The sequence below is a fragment of the Bacillus sp. FSL W8-0640 genome (assembly GCF_038007725.1).
Lineage (GTDB): Bacteria > Bacillota > Bacilli > Bacillales > Bacillaceae_G > Bacillus_A > Bacillus_A cereus.
In genome coordinates, this window is record NZ_JBBOXT010000001.1 from 2,155,723 (window position 1) to 2,174,546 (window position 18,824).

Genomic DNA, 18,824 nt, shown 5'->3' on the forward strand with positions numbered 1-18,824 from the left:
TATATTAGTGAATATTTAGTTTTATTTATTGGAAAAAAATTTGTGATTTTATAAAAAATAAGGTGGATTGAAGTATAAAAAATTTTTCTATTGTATTTAATCAGTAGTTTTTTGTATTTCATCCTTCGTTTTTTGTAACTGATTCCATGTTTTTGACGCTCTATCTTGTAAGTGCTTACATAAACAAAAACATCTTATACAATGAAGGTGTCAAATCAAAAGAGGTGACCAAAATGAACATAAAAAAAGTAAATTTAGCGAATAGCATTGAAATAGAAAGAGGAGGCGGAAAGGTATGAAAAAATCAACTATTAATCCATGGCTTGTTGTCCTTGGCACAGTTATAGTACAAATGGGGCTTGGGACGATATATACATGGAGTTTATTCAATCAGCCTTTAGTTAGTAAATATGGTTGGAGTCTTAACGCTGTTGCGATAACTTTCTCAATTACTAGTCTTTCTTTAGCATTTTCAACTTTATTTGCGAGTAAATTGCAAGAAAAATGGGGACTTCGTAAACTTATTATGATAGCTGGATTAGCATTAGGACTAGGATTAATACTTAGTTCACAAGCATCCTCACTAATATTACTTTATGTACTAGCGGGAGTTGTTGTAGGTTATGCAGATGGTACAGCATATATCACTTCACTATCAAATTTAATAAAGTGGTTTCCAGAGCGTAAAGGTTTAATTGCTGGTATTTCTGTCTCTGCATATGGTTCAGGTAGCTTAATCTTTAAATACGTTAACGCACAGTTGATTGAATCAGTTGGTGTATCCCAAGCATTTATATACTGGGGTTTAATTGTTACAGCTATGATTGTAATTGGTGCTTGTTTAATCCATCAAGCTGCAGATCAAGGAGCAGTTCATGAAACAAAAACTGAGGAATACACAACGAAAGAAATGTTAGGCACAAAACAAGTATACTTATTATTTATCATGTTATTTACATCATGTATGAGTGGCTTATACTTAATTGGTATGGTAAAAGACATTGGTGTTCAACTTGTAGGACTTAGCGCAGCAACAGCAGCTAATGCGGTTGCTATGGTTGCAATCTTCAATACATTAGGTCGTATCATTTTAGGACCGTTATCGGATAAAATTGGGCGTTTAAAAATCGTTACTGGTACTTTTGTTGTTATGGCGAGTTCAGTCTTAGTTCTAAGTTTTGTAGATTTAAATTATGGTATTTACTTCGTATGTGTAGCAAGTGTAGCGTTTTGCTTTGGTGGAAATATCACTATTTTCCCAGCTATTGTTGGTGATTTCTTCGGTATGAAAAACCATAGTAAGAACTACGGAATTGTGTATCAAGGATTTGGATTTGGGGCGCTTGCAGGTTCCTTTATCGGTGCACTTCTAGGTGGATTCAAACCAACGTTCATGGTAATAGGTGTATTATGTGTCGTGTCATTCATTATCGCAATTTTAATTCAAGCACCTAAGCAGAAAAAAGAAAAAGAAGAAGAGTATCGCAGCGTAGCATAAGTATATAAATCTTCTATAACAATATGATTACGAAAAAGCATCCTATTCTATTAATTAGGATGCTTTTTTTATGAGTTATTTTAACAAGGTTAAATTACTTTTATGATTTTCATAGATGTAAAAGTGAGTGAAATGCCTATTTGGATTATATTGAAATACAATAAATTGATACATCGTATTCGAAATATATATTAAATCTTAAATGACAAAAAAGACATTCATTAGTATTTGTAAGATATATTTTCAGAAAAATATTGAGAAAATATATCCTTGAGTTTTTCATAAAGCATTGTAAATGAACGTATCTCTAGTTTAGTTTCTTCAATTTTAAAAAGAGGACTTTGAATTTTATTTATAATATAAGTACTTTTAATGCGTTTACATATGATTTTATTAAGAAGCATTAAAATGGTTTATCTGAAAAATAAAAAAAGATTGACAAGTTTATTGAGAAACATTATCATTTCGGTGTAAGATGGTAAATGAAAAACATTATCAATAAAATGGATTTTAAAGTAATGCGCACTTGACCAATTAGTTTAGTAAGTGTATTATTTTTTACAACGCAACTGATAATGAAAATCAATATCATCGGTGTTACTTAATGAAATTAATGTTTATGTGAAAGGATAGAGAAAATGAACTTAGGGGAATTTGATGGGAAAACAGTTTTAGTAACAGGTGCAGCACAAGGCATAGGCAGTGTCGTTGCCAAAATGTTTTTAGAAAGAGGAGCCACAGTTATTGCGGTTGATCAAAATGAAGAGGGGTTAAATGTACTCTTAAATCAAAATGAATTAAACAATACACGTATGAAAACGTTTCGTTTAGATGTGAGTGATAGCGCCGCTGTTGAAGACATGGTAAATCATATTGCAAATGAAATAGCGCCAATAGATATTTTAATAAATGTTGCAGGGGTTTTACGTATGGGACCAATTCATTCGTTAAGTGATGAAGATTGGAATAAAACATTCTCTGTAAATACGACAGGGGTTTTCAATATGTCCCGAGCGGTAAGTAAAAATATGATGTTAAGAAAATCGGGGGCAATTGTTACAGTCGGTTCAAATGCGGCAAATACGCCAAGAATGGAGATGGCTGCGTATGCTGCGTCAAAGGCCGCAACGACGATGTTTATGAAATGTTTAGGACTAGAGCTTGCGGCATACAATATACGCTGCAACTTAGTTTCTCCAGGTTCTACTGAAACTGAGATGCAAAGATTACTATGGGCTGATGAGAATGGAGCTAAAAATATAATTGCTGGTTCTCAAAATACATATAGACTCGGAATTCCATTACAAAAAATTGCACAACCTTCAGAAGTTGCTGAAGCAGTGTTATTTTTAGCCTCAGATAGAGCAAGTCATATTACAATGCACAATTTATGTGTTGATGGCGGTGCTACGTTAGGAGTTTAATAAAAATTCAGGAGGTTATTATATTATGAATGAACATATAGCTGTAAAGGAATTGTCAGAAAAACTTTTAGAAGATTATAAGACTGAATCTTCATTCTTTTTCGCTTCACCAACTCGAACGATATTAGCAGAAGGAGAGTTTACTACAGTAAAGCATCGTGAAATTGAAAGTTTCCCAGAGCTTGTGCAAGCGACATTAAGTAATGCGAAACAAGCTGGAAATCCAAATCCTATCGTTGTGGGTGCTTTGCCATTTGATCGTAGAAAAGAAGTCCAACTCATCGTACCAGAATATAGCAGAATTTCTGAGCGTTTACAATTGGATACAACAAATCAGCTTGAAACAAATGAGAATGTAACATTTGAAATGACACCAGTGCCAGACCCTGAAGTTTATATGAATGGTGTGAAGCAAGGAATTGAAAAAATACAGGACGGTGATTTAAAGAAAATCGTTCTATCCAGATCGTTAGATGTTAAATCTTCCGAAAAGATTGATAAGCAAAAACTTCTGCGAGAATTAGCAGAGCATAATAAGCATGGTTATACATTTGCTGTAAATTTACCGAAAGATGAAAAAGAGAACAGTAAGACGCTAATTGGAGCAAGCCCTGAATTACTTGTTTCACGTAATGGTATGCAAGTTATTTCTAACCCGTTAGCTGGTTCAAGGCCACGTAGTGAGGACCCAGTAGAAGATAAAAGAAGAGCAGAGGAATTACTTTCTTCGCCAAAAGATTTACATGAACATGCGGTAGTAGTTGAAGCGGTTGCCGCTGCACTTCGTCCGTATTGTCATACATTACATGTTCCAGAAAAGCCATCAGTTATTCATAGTGAAGCGATGTGGCATTTGTCTACAGAAGTGAAAGGTGAACTTAAGGATCCAAATACTTCTTCTTTACAATTAGCAATTGCCCTTCATCCTACGCCAGCAGTTTGCGGAACTCCGATGGAAAAAGCAAGAGAAGCTATACAGCATATTGAGCCATTTGACCGCGAGTTCTTTACAGGAATGCTAGGATGGAGCGATTTAAATGGAGATGGAGAATGGATTGTTACAATTCGTTGTGCTGAAGTACAAGAAAATACACTTCGTTTATATGCAGGAGCTGGAGTTGTTGCTGAGTCAAAACCAGAAGATGAGTTAGCAGAAACATCAGCTAAGTTCCAAACAATGCTAAAAGCTTTAGGGTTAAGAGATAGTTCACTTAATGAAAAATAGGGGGAAGAAAGAATGCTAGTAGGTTATACAGAATGGCCAAAAGAATTTGCCGATCGTTACCGAGAAGCAGGATGTTGGCTTGGTGAAACATTTGGAGGAGTGTTAAGAGAGCGGGCTGAGAAATATGGAGATCGAATCGCGGTTGTAAGTGGTAAGAAGCATATAACATATAGTGAACTTAATAAAAAGGTAGATCGTTTAGCAGCAGGTTTACTGAATTTAGGAATAAAGAAAGAGGACAGAGTTGTAATCCAGTTACCTAACATTATCGAGTTTTTCGAAATATGTTTTGCACTATTTCGAATTGGAGCGCTTCCTGTCTTTGCACTACCTTCACATCGAAGCAGTGAAATTAGTTATTTTTGTGAGTTTGGCGAGGCGAGCGCTTACGTTATTTCAGATAAGGCTCTCGGTTTTGATTATCGAAAATTAGCAAGAGAAGTGAAAGAGAAAGTGCCAACGTTACAACATGTAATTGTAGTGGGAGAAGAAGAAGAGTTTGTGAACATAAATGATCTGTATATGGATCCCGTCTCATTACCAGAAGTTCAGCCAAGTGATGTTGCATTTCTCCAATTATCAGGAGGCACAACAGGTCTTTCTAAATTAATTCCTAGAACACATGATGACTATATTTATAGTTTACGTGTTAGCGCTGAAATTTGTAATTTGAATGCAGAAAGCGTCTATATGGCAGTTCTTCCAGTAGCACACAATTACCCAATGAGTTCTCCAGGGACATTTGGAACTTTCTATGCGGGTGGAAAAGTGGTATTGGCAACTGGTGGTAGTCCAGATGAGGCCTTTGCTCTTATCGAAAAAGAAAAAGTTACAATTACAGCGCTCGTTCCGCCATTAGCAATGATTTGGCTTGATGCTGCATCTTCTCGTAATGCCGATTTATCAAGCCTAGAGATTATTCAAGTAGGTGGTGCTAAGTTTAGCGCTGAGGTTGCAAAACGTATACGTCCTACATTTGGATGTACGTTACAGCAAGTGTTCGGTATGGCGGAAGGATTAGTGAACTATACAAGATTAGATGATCCGGAAGAATTTATTATTTATACACAAGGTAGACCAATGTCTGCACTCGATGAAGTACGAGTTGTTGATGAAAATGACAACGATGTACAACCTGGCGAAGTAGGTAGTTTATTAACAAGAGGTCCATATACAATTCGTGGTTACTATAAAGCCGAAGAGCATAATGCACGATCATTTACAAAGGATGGATTTTATCGCACAGGTGATCTTGTAAAAGTAAATGAACAAGGATACATCATTGTAGAAGGAAGAGATAAAGATCAAATTAACCGCGGTGGTGAGAAAGTTGCTGCGGAAGAAGTTGAAAATCATCTATTAGCACACGATGCGGTCCATGACGTAGCAATTGTATCTATGCCTGACGATTATTTAGGTGAACGCACCTGTGCTTTTGTTATAGCTCGCGGACAAGTTCCAGCAGTAAGTGAATTAAAAATGTTTTTAAGAGAACGTGGTATAGCGGCTTATAAAATTCCAGATCGAATTGAATTTATTGAAGCATTCCCGCAAACAGGAGTCGGAAAAGTCAGCAAAAAAGAACTACGTAAAGTCATTGCTGAAAAGCTTATTACAGTAAAACAATAATAAAAACCGGAAGGAAGTGATTAGATGGCTATCCCATCTATTTCAGTATATAAAATGCCAATTGAATCAGAACTACCAAAAAATAAAGTGAATTGGACACCAGATCCGAAACGTGCAGTACTTTTAATTCATGACATGCAAGAATATTTTCTTGATGCATATAGCGATAAAGAATCACCAAAAGTAGAACTTATTTCAAATATTAAAATGATAAGAGAAAAATGTAAGGAACTTGGTATACCAGTTGTTTATACAGCACAACCTGGTGGGCAAACGTTAGAACAACGAGGTTTATTACAAGACTTTTGGGGTGACGGTATACCTGCTGGACCAGATAAAAAGAAAATTGTTGATGAACTTACTCCTGATGAGGATGATATATTCCTCACAAAATGGAGATATAGTGCATTTAAAAAGACAAATCTATTAGAAATTTTAAATGAACAAGGAAAAGATCAACTCATTATTTGCGGTATTTATGCGCATATTGGCTGTCTTTTAACAGCTTGTGAAGCATTTATGGATGGTATAGAGCCGTTCTTTGTAGCAGATGCAGTTGCTGATTTTTCACTAGAGCATCATAAACAAGCATTGGAGTATGCATCTAATAGATGTGCAGTAACGACATCAACAAACCTACTGTTAAACGATTTACAAAGTGTAAAAGATGATGAGAGTGAAGGAATCACTATACAGGAAGTGCATGAACTAGTTGCACAACTACTTCGTGAGCCAGTAGAGAGTATTGATATTGATGAGGACTTATTAAATAGAGGGCTTGATTCGGTCAGAATTATGAGTTTAGTAGAGAAGTGGCGTCGTGAAGGGAAAGAAATCACTTTTGCACATTTAGCAGAACGTCCAACTGTTGCAGGTTGGTACAGTTTACTATCTTCACAAACAGCACAGGTGCTGTAACAAATAGACTACATAATAAAGGGGTAGTAAAGAATGCCTAACAGTCAAAAGATTCGTCATTCGTTATCATCTGCGCAGTCTGGTATGTGGTTTGCGCAACAATTAGATCCGCTTAATCCGATATATAATACTGGGGAATATGTAGAAATAAACGGGAATATTCATCAAGACATTTTTGAATTAGCTGTACGTAAAGTTGTAATGGAAGCAGAAGCACTTCACGTTCGCTTCGAAGAGGATGAAATTGGCCCATGGCAAGTTATTGAAGAATCACAGTTTCATATGCATTTTATTGACGTTCGTAAAGAAGAAAATCCTGAAGAAGCTGCTAAAGTATGGATGAAAAATGATTTATCTATGCCAGTCGATTTGAAAAAAGATACATTATTTACTGAAGCACTTATTCAAGTTGAAAATAATCGTTTCTTTTGGTATCAGCGCATCCATCACATTGTGATGGATGGCTATGGATTTTCACTTCTTAGCCAAAAAGTGGCGAATGAGTATACATCACTTATAGAAGAAACAAACAAGAATGAAAAGCCGTTTGGTTCTCTTGCAAAAGTTGTGCAAGAAGATATTGAGTATCGTGAGTCTAAACAATTTCAGGAAAATCGTACTTTTTGGTTAGAAAAGTTTGCAGATGCCCCAGAAGTTGTAAGTTTGGCAGAACGAGCACCGAGAACATCAAATGGATTTTCACGAGAAACAGCTTATTTATCTAGTTCTAGCACGAAAACTTTACTAGAAGATATCAATATTTCGTTAACAAGTTGGCCGGAATTCATTGTCGCTGTAACAAGTATTTATATGCATAAATTAACAGGTGAAAATGATATTGTTTTAGGTTTACCGATGATGGGACGTTTAGGTTCTGTATCTATTCATACACCAAGTATGGTAATGAATTTAGTTCCACTTCGTATTACAGTAACTCCAAATATAACTCTTGCGGAATTATTGCAGCAAGTTTCTAAAGAAATCCGAGATGTACGTCGCCATTATAAATACCGTCATGAGGAATTAAGAAGAGATTTAAAGTTACTAGGTGAAAATCAAAGGTTGTTTGGACCGTTAGTGAATGTTATGCCTTTTGATTACGGGCTTAATTTTGCTGGAAATCGTGGTATTACGCATAACTTATCAGCAGGACCTGTAGATGATTTATCGATAAATGTATATAAACGTTTTGATCAAAATGAGCTAATGATTCATTTTGATGCGAATCCCGAAGTATATAATGGCGCAGAGCTAGCATTGCATAAAGAAAGATTTATGAATCTATTTGAATTAGTAATAAATAATTATGAGAAAAACGAGTCGATTGGAAAAATAAACATTACTCTGCCTGAAGAAAATCATAAAGTTTTATTGGAATGGAATGAAACGAAGGAAGACGATGAGTTAATCAGTTTACCTATATCATTTGAAAAACAAGTGCAAAAAAATCCAAATAAACTAGCGATTACTTGTGACGGTGTAATCCTTACGTATAAAGAGCTAAATGAACGAGCGAATGAACTAGCACATTATTTAGTAGAAGAAGGAATACGACCAAATCAGTTTGTAGCTTTAGTATTCCCTAGATCAATAGAAATGGTAGTTAGTATGCTAGCAGTCTTAAAGGCTGGTGCAGCGTATTTACCAATAGATCCAGAATACCCAGCAGATAGAGTTAATTATATAGTAAATGATGCAAAACCAGTTTGTATCATAACACATTCATCTGTTTCATCTAAGTTAGTTATAGAAAATGATATGAAAAAAATTGTATTAGATGACGAAGAAACGAAACTAGCGTTACATACATATTCTCGTATGAATATAGCATGTAAGAATGATGCATCACTTTTAAACCCAGCCTATACAATATATACTTCAGGCTCAACAGGAAACCCAAAAGGTGTAATTGTTCCTATGAGAGGTTTAAGTAACTTTTTAATGGCTATGCAACAAAAGTTTTCATTAAATGAAAATGATCATTTATTAGCAGTTACAACGTTTGCGTTTGATATTTCTGCTCTAGAAATTTATTTACCTCTTATTAGTGGTGCAAGTTTAACAATTGCGCAAAAAGAAGACATACAAGAGTCATCAGCATTAACGACACTTTTACAAGAAGAAAGAGTGACAATTATGCAGGCTACACCGACGCTTTGGCAGGCGTTAGTAACTGATTATCCAGAGAAGCTACAAGGGCTAAATATACTTGTTGGTGGTGAAGCTCTTCCAGCGCATTTAGCAAATAAATTAAAAGAATTAGGTTGTTCAATAACTAATTTATATGGACCAACTGAAACGACGATTTGGTCTACTTTCATGAACATTGATGAAGGTGAAAAGGGTATACCTCCTATTGGAAAGCCAATTTCCAATACAGAAGTGTATGTATTGGATGCAGGGTTACAACCAGTTCCACCTGAAGTTATTGGGGAATTATATATTGCAGGGGAGGGACTTGCAAGCGGATATTTAGGAAAACCTGAGTTAACAGCTGAACGGTTTGTTGCAAATCCTTATGGAGAATCAGGGAAGCGCATGTACCGTACAGGAGATCTTGTGAAATGGCGTAGTGATGGTGCGTTAGAGTACATTAGCCGCGCAGATCATCAAATTAAAATTCGTGGATTCCGAATTGAATTAGCTGAAATTGAAACGGTATTACAACGACATGAAAATATTCAACAAGCGGTAGTAATGGTACGAGAAGATCGTCCAAATGATAAACGCATCATTGCGTATATCGTTGCAGAAGAAAAGGAACCGATTAATCTTTCAGAAATTCGTTCTTATGTTTCAGAAAGTTTAGCGAATTATATGATACCATCGGCATTTGTTGTGCTAGAAGAATTACCATTAACGCCAAATGGTAAGGTTGACAGAAAGAAATTACCTGCTCCTGATTTTAATGGAATGCACAATGAGAGAGTTGCTAGAAATCCGAAAGAAGAAATATTATGTGATTTATTTGCAGAAGTACTTGGTGTTTCTCGAATTAGCATTGATGATAATTTCTTTGAAATGGGTGGACATTCACTTCTCGCATCTCGTTTAATGGCAAGGATTCGTGAAACGTTAAGTGTGGAATTAGGAATCGGGAAACTATTTGAATCACCAACTGTTGCCGAACTGGCGAAACAATTAAACGATGCAAAAAGTGCAAGACCAGCTATTCAGAAAGCAAGTAGGCCAAATGAAGCTCCACTTTCATTTGCACAGCGCAGGTTATGGTTCTTAAATTGTTTAGAAGGTCCAAGTCCTACTTATAATATTCCGCTAGTCATTCGTATGAATGGAATATTGAATCGGGAAGCATTACAAGGTGCTTTTTATGATGTAGTTGAGAAACATGAAACACTTAGAACAATTTTCCCTAACGTATTAGGTAGTTCCTATCAGAGAATTTTAGATATGGAAAACTTAAATCTAGAAATGGTTATAACTAATACATGTAAAGATGAATTAGAAAGTGTACTTTCAGAGGCGGTAAGATATAGCTTTAACCTCGATTTTGAGCCGGCAGTTCGTTTACAACTTTTTACAGTGAGTGAAAACGAACATGTATTATTAATTTTATTACATCATATTGTAGGTGATGGCTGGTCATTACAGCCGTTAACGAGAGATTTTACAGTGGCGTATAAAGCACGATGTCAAGGTGACAGAGTTCAGCTGGAGACACTACCAGTTCAATACGCGGATTATGCACTTTGGCAACAGCAATTGCTAGGTGATGAAACGACACCAGAGAGTCTTATTTCAACACAATTAGATTTTTGGAAAGAAGAACTTAAAGGTTTACCAGACCAAATGGAGTTACCTACAGATTTCCAGCGTCCAATTGAGACGAGTTACCGCGGGGAAACAATTCATTTTCATATAGATGAAGGTATGCATAGTAGGTTAGTAGAGCTTGCACGTAAAAATGGAGTTAGTTTGTTTATGGTATTGCAAGCAGGGCTTAGTGCACTATTTACAAGATTAGGTGCAGGCACTGATATACCAATTGGAAGTCCGATTGCTGGAAGAAATGATGATGTACTTTCAGATATTGTTGGTTTATTTGTAAATACATTAGTGTTACGTACAAATACGTCAGGAGATCCAAGTTTTAAAGAATTATTAAATAGAGTGAAGCAGGTAAATCTTGCAGCTTATGAAAATCAAGATGTTCCATTTGAAAGGCTTGTTGAAGTGTTAAATCCAGTACGTACTCGAAACAGCCACCCGTTGTTTCAAGTTATGTTAGCTTTTCAAAATACACCAGAAGCAACGTTTCATGTACCAGGTTTAGAAGCGAGCCTTGAAATTCAAAGCGTCGGTTCTGCAAAATTTGATTTAACATTTGAAATTAGTGAGAGTAACGGGGTTGATGGTACTCCGAACGGTTTACATGGATTACTAGAGTTTAGTACCGATTTATATAAACGTGAAACGGTTCAAAAACTAATAGAACGATTCATTTTGTTATTAGATGATGCAGCTACAAATCCGGATCAATCAATTGGCAGATTAGAAATATTAACTGTAGCAGAGAAAAATACAGTGTTAGAAAAGTGGAATGGTGGTTTTCAAATTGCACCAGAAATGACATTGCCACAATTGTTTGAAAAGCAGGTTCATATAAATCCAAATTCTATTGCTGTTGTCTTTGAAGATAAGAAATTAACTTATGAAGAGTTAAATAGAAAAGCAAATAAAATAGCTCGATTCCTAATAGCAAAAGGGATTGGTCCTGATCAACTCGTTGCTTTAGCGATGCCAAGATCATTAAACATGGTTGTAAGCTTATTAGCTGTTCTTAAAGCTGGTGCTGGATATCTTCCGTTAGATCCAGATTACCCAGCAGACCGCATTTCATTTATGCTACACGATGCGAAACCAACATGTGTTTTAACGAATTCAGAAGTGGAAATTGAATGTGATGAGGCACTAAAAGTTTTAGTTGATGATGTAAAAGTAATAGCAGAAGTTGAGAAATATAGTGAAGAAAATATTGATGAAGTGGAACGCATTAAGCCATTATCTCCATTACATATTGCTTACGTTATTTATACGTCAGGCTCAACGGGTAGACCGAAAGGCGTTATGATACCTCATCAAAATGTAGTAAGACTTTTAGGAGCAACTGATCATTGGTTCCAGTTTGACGGAAACGATGTTTGGACGATGTTCCATTCATACGCTTTTGATTTCTCTGTTTGGGAAATTTGGGGACCTTTATTATACGGAGGGCGTTTAGTTGTAGTGCCACATACTGTAAGTCGCTCACCGAAAGAATTTTTACAGCTTCTTGTTAAAGAAAAGGTTACGGTTTTAAATCAAACTCCATCAGCGTTCTATCAATTGATGCAAGCAGATCGTGAAAATGAAGAGATTGGCCAAAAATTATCTTTACGATATGTTGTTTTTGGAGGAGAAGCACTTGAGCTAAGTCGCTTAGAAGATTGGTATAGTCGACATCCTTATAACGCACCAAAGCTTATTAATATGTACGGTATTACGGAGACGACAGTACATGTTAGTTATATTGAATTAGATGAAACTATCGTCTCTTTACGAGCAAATAGTTTAATTGGGTGCAGTATACCTGACCTTAAAGTGTATGTGTTAGACAACTATTTACAACCAGTGCCACCTGGAGTAGTTGGAGAAATGTATGTTGCAGGTGCAGGGCTTGCGCGTGGATATTTAGGAAGAGCAGGATTAACGGCTGAACGCTTTATCGCAGATCCATTTGGCAAGCCAGGTACAAGAATGTATCGTACAGGAGACTTAGCTCGCTGGCGTAAAGATGGGACGCTAGATTATATAGGACGTGCAGATCATCAAATCAAAATTCGTGGGTTCCGAATTGAATTAGGAGAAATAGAAGCAGTCATAATGAAGCACCCTAAAGTTGAGCAAGTAGCCGTTATTGTACGGGAAGATCAACCAGGGGATAAACGGTTAGTTTCTTATATCGTTGCATCAAATAATGAAGCGATTGATACGAATGAAATGCGTCAGTTTGCTAGTGGTAGTTTACCAGATTATATGGTTCCATACGCTTTTGTAGTAGTAAATGAGTTACCTTTAACTCCAAACGGTAAATTAGATAGAAAGGCATTGCCAGCTCCAGAATTTATCGCATCATCTTCTAGTCGTGGTCCAAGAACACCGCAAGAAGAAATGTTATGTGACTTGTTTACAGAAGTGCTAAGTGTACCTCAAATTGGAATTGATGACGGATTCTTTGATCTTGGTGGCCATTCACTCCTTGCAGTGCAGCTTATGAGCCGCATGAAAGAGGCGCTTGGAGTGGAACTAAATATTGGCACTTTATTTGCAGCACCGACTGTTGCAGGGTTAGCTGAAAGACTTGAGATGGGGAATGGTCAAAGTGCACTTGATGTGTTGCTTCCATTACGAGCAAGCGGGGATCAATTACCACTATTTTGTGTACATCCAGCAGGTGGATTAAGTTGGTGCTATGCAGGACTTATGAAATCTTTAGGAACAGATTATCCAATCTATGGTGTACAAGCACGTGGTATCGCTAAAAATGAAGAACTTCCAAAAAGTTTAGAGGAGATGGCGGCGGATTACTTGAAACACGTTCGTGAAGTACAGCCTCATGGACCATATCGTTTATTAGGTTGGTCGCTTGGAGGAAATGTTGTGCATGCAATGGCAGCGCAATTACAAAATGAAGGGGAAGAAGTAGAATTACTCGTTATGCTTGATTCTTATCCTGGACACTTCTTACCGAATACGGAAGCGCCTACTGAAGAGGAAGCGTTAATCGCATTACTTGCTTTAGGCGGATATGACCCAGATAACATGGATGGTAAACCACTTACAATGGAAAGTGCAGTTGAAATCCTTCGTAAAGATGGAAGTGCATTAGCAAGTCTTGAAGAAGAGACTATATTGAACTTGAAAGAAACATATGTAAATTCAGTAGGGTTGTTAGGGAAATATGTACCGAAAGTTTATAACGGAGATATCTTATTCTTTAGATCTACTGTTATACCAGACTGGTTTGATCCTATTTCTCCAAATACGTGGCTAAATTATTTAGATGGGCAAATTGTGCAGCACGATATTGATTGTAGACATAAAGATCTATGTCAGCCAGGTCCACTTACGGAAATTGGACAAGTATTAGCGAAATATTTGCAGAATAAGAAAGGGGTAAGTAGAGTATGACGAATCCATTTGACAATGATAATTACACATATAAAGTATTAATAAATGAGGAGGGCCAGTATTCTCTCTGGCCTGCTTTTCTCGATGTACCTATTGGCTGGAATGTCGTATATGAAGAAGCTAGTAGGCAGAGCTGCTTAGAATATGTTGAATATAACTGGAAAGATTTGAATCCACAAGGTAATCAAGTTCGCGAAAAAACATTAGTAGGAAAACGATAATGGAAGAAAAACTAAATCCAAAAGTAGTTGTAAGTATCGTTTATATAACTGCGATGTTTATGGCTGCGATGGACGCAACGATTGTAAATGTAGCACTGCAAACGATAAGTAGAGAACTACAAGTACCTCCATCTGCAATGGGGACGGTGAATGTTGGATATTTAGTTAGTTTAGCTGTTTTCCTCCCGATTTCTGGTTGGTTAGGAGATCGTTTTGGTACGAAAAGAGTATTTTTAATTGCTCTTTTCGTATTTACAATTGCATCTGCTTTATGCGGAATGGCTAACGATATTACTTCATTGAATATTTTCCGTATTATTCAAGGTGCTGGCGGAGGGCTTTTAACACCGGTTGGAATGGCGATGTTATTTCGAACATTTTCACCAGAGGAAAGACCGAAGATTTCCCGGTTCATTATACTTCCAATTGCTGTAGCACCAGCAATTGGTCCTATCATCGGTGGTTTCTTTGTAGATCAAATGTCTTGGCGTTGGGCATTTTATATTAATCTACCGTTTGGAATCGTTGCATTGCTATTTGGACTTCTATTTTTAGCAGAACATGTTGAAAAATCAGCTGGTCGCTTTGATTCGCTCGGCTTTATTTTATCAGCACCAGGATTTGCGATGCTCATATATGCACTCAGCCAGGGACCATCAAAAGGGTGGATTTCTCCAGAAATTATGAGTACTGGGATAGCTGGGGTTGTATTCATTACATTGTTTATAATTGTAGAACTGAAAGTAAAGCAACCGATGTTAGATTTACGCTTATTAAAAGAACCAGTCTTTAGAAAGATGAGCATTATATCATTATTTTCATCAGCTGGTTTATTAGGAATGTTATTTGTTTTTCCTCTTATGTATCAAAATGTGATAGGAGTTTCTGCACTGGAATCAGGACTTACGACATTTCCAGAGGCGATTGGATTAATGATTTCTTCACAAATTGTACCATGGTCATATAAGAAATTAGGAGCTCGAAAGGTAATTTCTATTGGATTAATATGTACGGCGGTTATATTTGTTTTATTGAGTTTTGTAAATCACGATACGAATCCGTGGCAAATCCGGGCATTATTGTTTGGTATCGGTATTTTCTTAGGTCAATCTGTCGGTGCGGTTCAATTTTCTGCCTTTAACAATATCACGCCGCCTTCTATGGGGAGAGCGACTACTATATTCAATGTGCAAAATCGACTAGGTTCAGCAATAGGAGTAGCGGTTTTAGCTAGTATACTAGCTGGTTTTGGAGGTAATAACGTTCAATCCGATTTTTTACCATATCAAGCAGCATTAATTGGGTCAGCAATATTTTTGCTCATAGCACTACTATTTTCTTTACGTATTTCCGATAAAGAGGTAATGTCAAAGAAGAAAGAAAAAACATTATCTGTATTAGAAAAAGAGAAAGTACTTGTCAATGAATAACAATATACGTATGCTTTTTTATGAAAATTGATATTCGTTGAATAAAGGAGAGTTTACATGATAGAAAGTAAAGTTGTAGATTCTGTTCCAACTTTGAATGAGAATGATTGTCAAATATGGTGGGCAAGAATTTCGGATTTACAATCATGGCATTACAATTTACTAAATGATATAGAGCGAGAGAAAGCAAATTCGTATCATCATTCGGCAGATCGAGCTCGTTTTATAATAGGTTGCGTAATAAGTAGATTAGTTCTCGGCAAGATACTTTCTATGTCACCAGTCCAAGTACCAATTGATCGAATGTGCTCAGTATGTAAATTGCAGCATGGAAGACCACAATTACCAGAAGGTATGCCGCAATTATCCGTTTCGCATTCAGGTGAGTGGGTTGTCGTTGCATTTACAAAATCTGCACCTGTTGGCATAGATGTAGAACAAATGAATCCAAGTATAGATGTTATGAAAATGGCAGAAGGTGTATTAACAGACATTGAAATAGCGCAAGTTATGAAACTGCCAAATGAACAGAAAATAGAAGGTTTTTTAACATATTGGACTCGAAAAGAAGCGGTGCTGAAAGCGACAGGTGAAGGACTAATGATTCCACCAGTACATATTACAGTATCAGCTCCAAATGATCCTCCAAACTTGTTGGTTTTTAAGGATAGACAAGAGTTAGCAAGTAATACAATGATGGAAGATGTAAGGCCTAGTTTAGATTATAGGGCTTCTGTTGCAATATTCAGTAAGGAAGTGACTGAAATTACGCAATTAGACGCGGCAGCAATTTTAAATCTTAAATAAAAAAATTACAGAAGAGGTGTTCCTCATGTTAGTAGCGGAAAATAGAAAGAATGAATTCACTTATAATGTACAAGCAATTAAAAATATTTTATTTTCTGGAGATACATCATCCATTCATGCTTTAGAAAAGCTTTTAAATGATACAGTTCAGTTTGATGTTCTTGAACAAGAGGCACTTGGTAGACAGTACATTCCGAAAGAAGCAAAGAATTTCTTTGATAAAGATGGAACATTTCTTTACCGTGTATCTAATGTTAGTTATAAAGGAAAGGTGTTATCTGAAAATCTAATTTTTGCAGACACTTCGTTTTTACCGGACGCAATAAAGAGTGAATTAGAGAGTGGAAATATTCCTGTTGAAAAGCTTATAGAAAAGATGGAAGTAAGAAGAAACGTATTATATGAAGGATATCAGCCATCTGGAAATATTATTGAATTGTTTAATGGATGTTCTGTTACAGCGAATGTGTATCCAACTAGAAAGTATCAAATTGTAAGTAACTGCAAATGTGTATTTTATATTTGTGAAGTGTATCATGCAGAGAATATAAAGCAATTGCTTAAATAAAAACAAGAAACCAGCCTATAAAATGGCTGGTTTCTTGTTTTTATTTAACAGCTTCTTTTAATTCTTTACCCGCTTTAAATGCAGGAACTTTACCAGCGGCGATTTGAATTTCTTCGCCAGTTTGCGGATTACGTCCTGTACGAGCAGATCTTTCGCGTACTTCAAAAGTTCCAAACCCGATTAGTTGAACTTTATCTCCAGATTGTAATGCATTAGCAATTGTGTCAAATACGGATTGTACAGCTGCAGAAGCGTCCTTTTGAGAAATATCAGCTGATTGGGCTACGTTTTTAATTAATTCTGTTTTGTTCATGTTTTCACCTCATAAAAAAATTTTTGGAATGAATGTTTTAGTATAATAGATAGTAAAGATAAAGCTATCACTATGATTAGAAAGAATACTATATAATTATGTTAATTTCGTTGCAAGAGACTGAATCCCTTCTATTATTTAGGGATTAATTAAGAATCGATGCATATAAAAAGCTTTAATATGAGGATGAGGGGGAGTATACGAATGATTTTTCGTGAAAAAAATGAGAAGGAAAGTATTTTAATTCGTCAACATGATCATGGTTTTTTAGCTGGAGAGATTGCAAAGCATATAAAAGAAGACTTTTTTGAAGATAAAACATATTTAAAAGAAACAGTTGATGCAATATATGAGCATGACAGAGGATGGATAGAGCTTGATAAAGTACCAATTTTGAATGATGCTAAAAATATTCCATATACATTTATGGATTGTCCAAGCCCATTACGTTTTGTTTTTTATACGATTGGATTGAATGAAATTGAAAATTCTAATCCATACGGGGCATTGCTTTGTAGTAAACATTTTTTATCATTTCCACTAAACGAGGAAGATGAAGAGATGATGTCATTTTATAAACATGAATTAGAACGACAAAAAAGAATTTTGAAAACGTTAACAAAGAAACAGTTTGCGATGTTCGATAAGCATTATAGATTATTAAAGTTTTGTGATGAACTTTCTTTATACGTATGTATGAATAAGCCTGGTGTCAAAAAGAAAGATGAAATTGACTTATTTAAAGATGGTTTTGAAGGAACAGAAATGTTTAATAGTAAAGAGGAGAAACTTATTCAAGCTGAATGGGTGGACGAGGAAACAATTCGGATTACACCATTTCCATTTCAAACAGAATTTTATACGTATGTAAAATATAAAACGATAAATAAGCATGAAATGAAAGAAAAAGGGATTGCAAAGGCTGATAGAGAATCAGAAATGAAGAAACAAACCATTCGTTTCATACAATAAGGAGGTAATATAAATTGAAAGATTATATATTAAAACAGTGTGATTACCATGCTTGGGCTAATACTAGATTATTCAATCGATTAAAAGAGTTACCAAACTATGAGACAATTTTTAATGAGCAGATACAGAGTGTATTCCCATCCATTAAGGATACTTTTGTGCATATTTATATTACAGATCAAGTGTGGTTACATATATTGCATGGTAAAAGTATGAATGAAGCAATACAAGACCGAGAAGATTTACGAAAACAAATTGAAACTAAATCGTTACATGAATTAGAAAAAATGTTTGAAAACATGGCAAATCAATATAAAGAGTTTTTAATTACAATACAAGATGTGAATGCTGTATTTGTTATTGAGAATCCATACGTAGGGAAATTAGAAACTTCGATTTTAGAATTAGTGCAACATGTCGTAAATCATGGTACATATCATAGAGGAAATATAACAGCGATGATCCGTCAACTTGGTCATTCATCGACAATGATGGATTTTGTACTGTATTTACATATGGTTAAAAAGCAGGGAGAGTAATATAGTTTGTAAGAAGGAGAGGCTTTAATTATAGAAGTCTCTCCTTCTATTTTATTCTGCATTCATGGTAGATCGACTAATTAAAGTTT

13 protein-coding genes are annotated in these 18,824 nt (G+C 35.7%); 12 read left to right on the forward strand and 1 reads right to left on the reverse strand.

The features are described 5' to 3' along the window. Positions 1-295: 295 nt before the first annotated feature. The 10 genes from N2V80_RS11275 to N2V80_RS11320 all read left to right on the forward strand — a co-directional run bounded on the left by N2V80_RS11275 (position 296) and on the right by N2V80_RS11320 (position 16,911). Complete coding sequence (locus tag N2V80_RS11275; RefSeq protein WP_000749848.1) at positions 296-1,498, forward strand: L-lactate MFS transporter; 1,203 nt, start codon at positions 296-298, stop codon at positions 1,496-1,498. A gap of 638 nt (positions 1,499-2,136) precedes the next feature. Further along, a complete protein-coding gene (gene dhbA / locus N2V80_RS11280) occupies positions 2,137-2,922 on the forward strand; it encodes a 2,3-dihydro-2,3-dihydroxybenzoate dehydrogenase (protein WP_001048430.1) in 786 nt (261 codons plus the stop codon). 25 nt (positions 2,923-2,947) lie between these two features. After that, complete coding sequence (gene dhbC / locus N2V80_RS11285; RefSeq protein WP_001002075.1) at positions 2,948-4,147, forward strand: isochorismate synthase DhbC; 1,200 nt, start codon at positions 2,948-2,950, stop codon at positions 4,145-4,147. Between the two features lie 12 nt (positions 4,148-4,159). Continuing rightward, on the forward strand, positions 4,160-5,776 hold the full coding sequence (locus N2V80_RS11290) for a (2,3-dihydroxybenzoyl)adenylate synthase (protein ID WP_000960118.1): 1,617 nt from the start codon (positions 4,160-4,162) through the stop codon (positions 5,774-5,776). A 24-nt stretch (positions 5,777-5,800) separates the two neighbouring features. Beyond that, the gene (locus N2V80_RS11295) at positions 5,801-6,694 is read left to right on the forward strand and encodes an isochorismatase family protein (RefSeq protein ID WP_001007253.1); all 894 of its coding nucleotides are present in this window, start codon (positions 5,801-5,803) and stop codon (positions 6,692-6,694) included. Between the two features lie 33 nt (positions 6,695-6,727). Further along, a complete protein-coding gene (locus tag N2V80_RS11300; protein WP_061655392.1) occupies positions 6,728-13,885 on the forward strand; it encodes an amino acid adenylation domain-containing protein in 7,158 nt (2,385 codons plus the stop codon). Beyond that, complete coding sequence (locus N2V80_RS11305) at positions 13,882-14,106, forward strand: MbtH family protein (protein ID WP_061655393.1); 225 nt, start codon at positions 13,882-13,884, stop codon at positions 14,104-14,106. Before N2V80_RS11300 ends, N2V80_RS11305 begins: the two co-directional genes overlap by 4 nt. Beyond that, the gene (locus N2V80_RS11310) at positions 14,106-15,536 is read left to right on the forward strand and encodes an MDR family MFS transporter (RefSeq protein ID WP_061655394.1); all 1,431 of its coding nucleotides are present in this window, start codon (positions 14,106-14,108) and stop codon (positions 15,534-15,536) included. Before N2V80_RS11305 ends, N2V80_RS11310 begins: the two co-directional genes overlap by 1 nt. Positions 15,537-15,593: 57 nt before the next feature. After that, complete coding sequence (gene sfp, locus N2V80_RS11315) at positions 15,594-16,343, forward strand: 4'-phosphopantetheinyl transferase Sfp (RefSeq protein ID WP_061655395.1); 750 nt, start codon at positions 15,594-15,596, stop codon at positions 16,341-16,343. Between the two features lie 25 nt (positions 16,344-16,368). Then, positions 16,369-16,911: a hypothetical protein gene (locus tag N2V80_RS11320; RefSeq protein ID WP_061655396.1), complete on the forward strand. Its 543-nt coding sequence runs from the start codon at positions 16,369-16,371 to the stop codon at positions 16,909-16,911. A 40-nt stretch (positions 16,912-16,951) separates the two neighbouring features. Here the strand turns inward: N2V80_RS11320 and N2V80_RS11325 are convergent, their stop codons facing one another. Next, on the reverse strand, positions 16,952-17,224 hold the full coding sequence (locus N2V80_RS11325) for an HU family DNA-binding protein (protein ID WP_001043905.1): 273 nt from the start codon (positions 17,222-17,224) through the stop codon (positions 16,952-16,954). Between the two features lie 204 nt (positions 17,225-17,428). Here N2V80_RS11325 and N2V80_RS11330 point away from each other — a divergent pair, with 204 nt between their 5' ends. Together N2V80_RS11330 and N2V80_RS11335 are read left to right on the forward strand one after the other, a co-directional pair. Next, positions 17,429-18,196 carry a DUF3891 family protein gene (locus tag N2V80_RS11330; RefSeq protein ID WP_000577284.1) on the forward strand — a complete coding sequence of 256 codons (768 nt, stop codon included), beginning with the start codon at positions 17,429-17,431 and terminating at the stop codon, positions 18,194-18,196. Between the two features lie 14 nt (positions 18,197-18,210). Further along, positions 18,211-18,735 (forward strand): DinB family protein, encoded by a 525-nt coding sequence (locus N2V80_RS11335; protein WP_000656270.1) that lies wholly within the window; start codon positions 18,211-18,213, stop codon positions 18,733-18,735. The last annotated feature ends 89 nt before the right edge of the window (positions 18,736-18,824 follow it).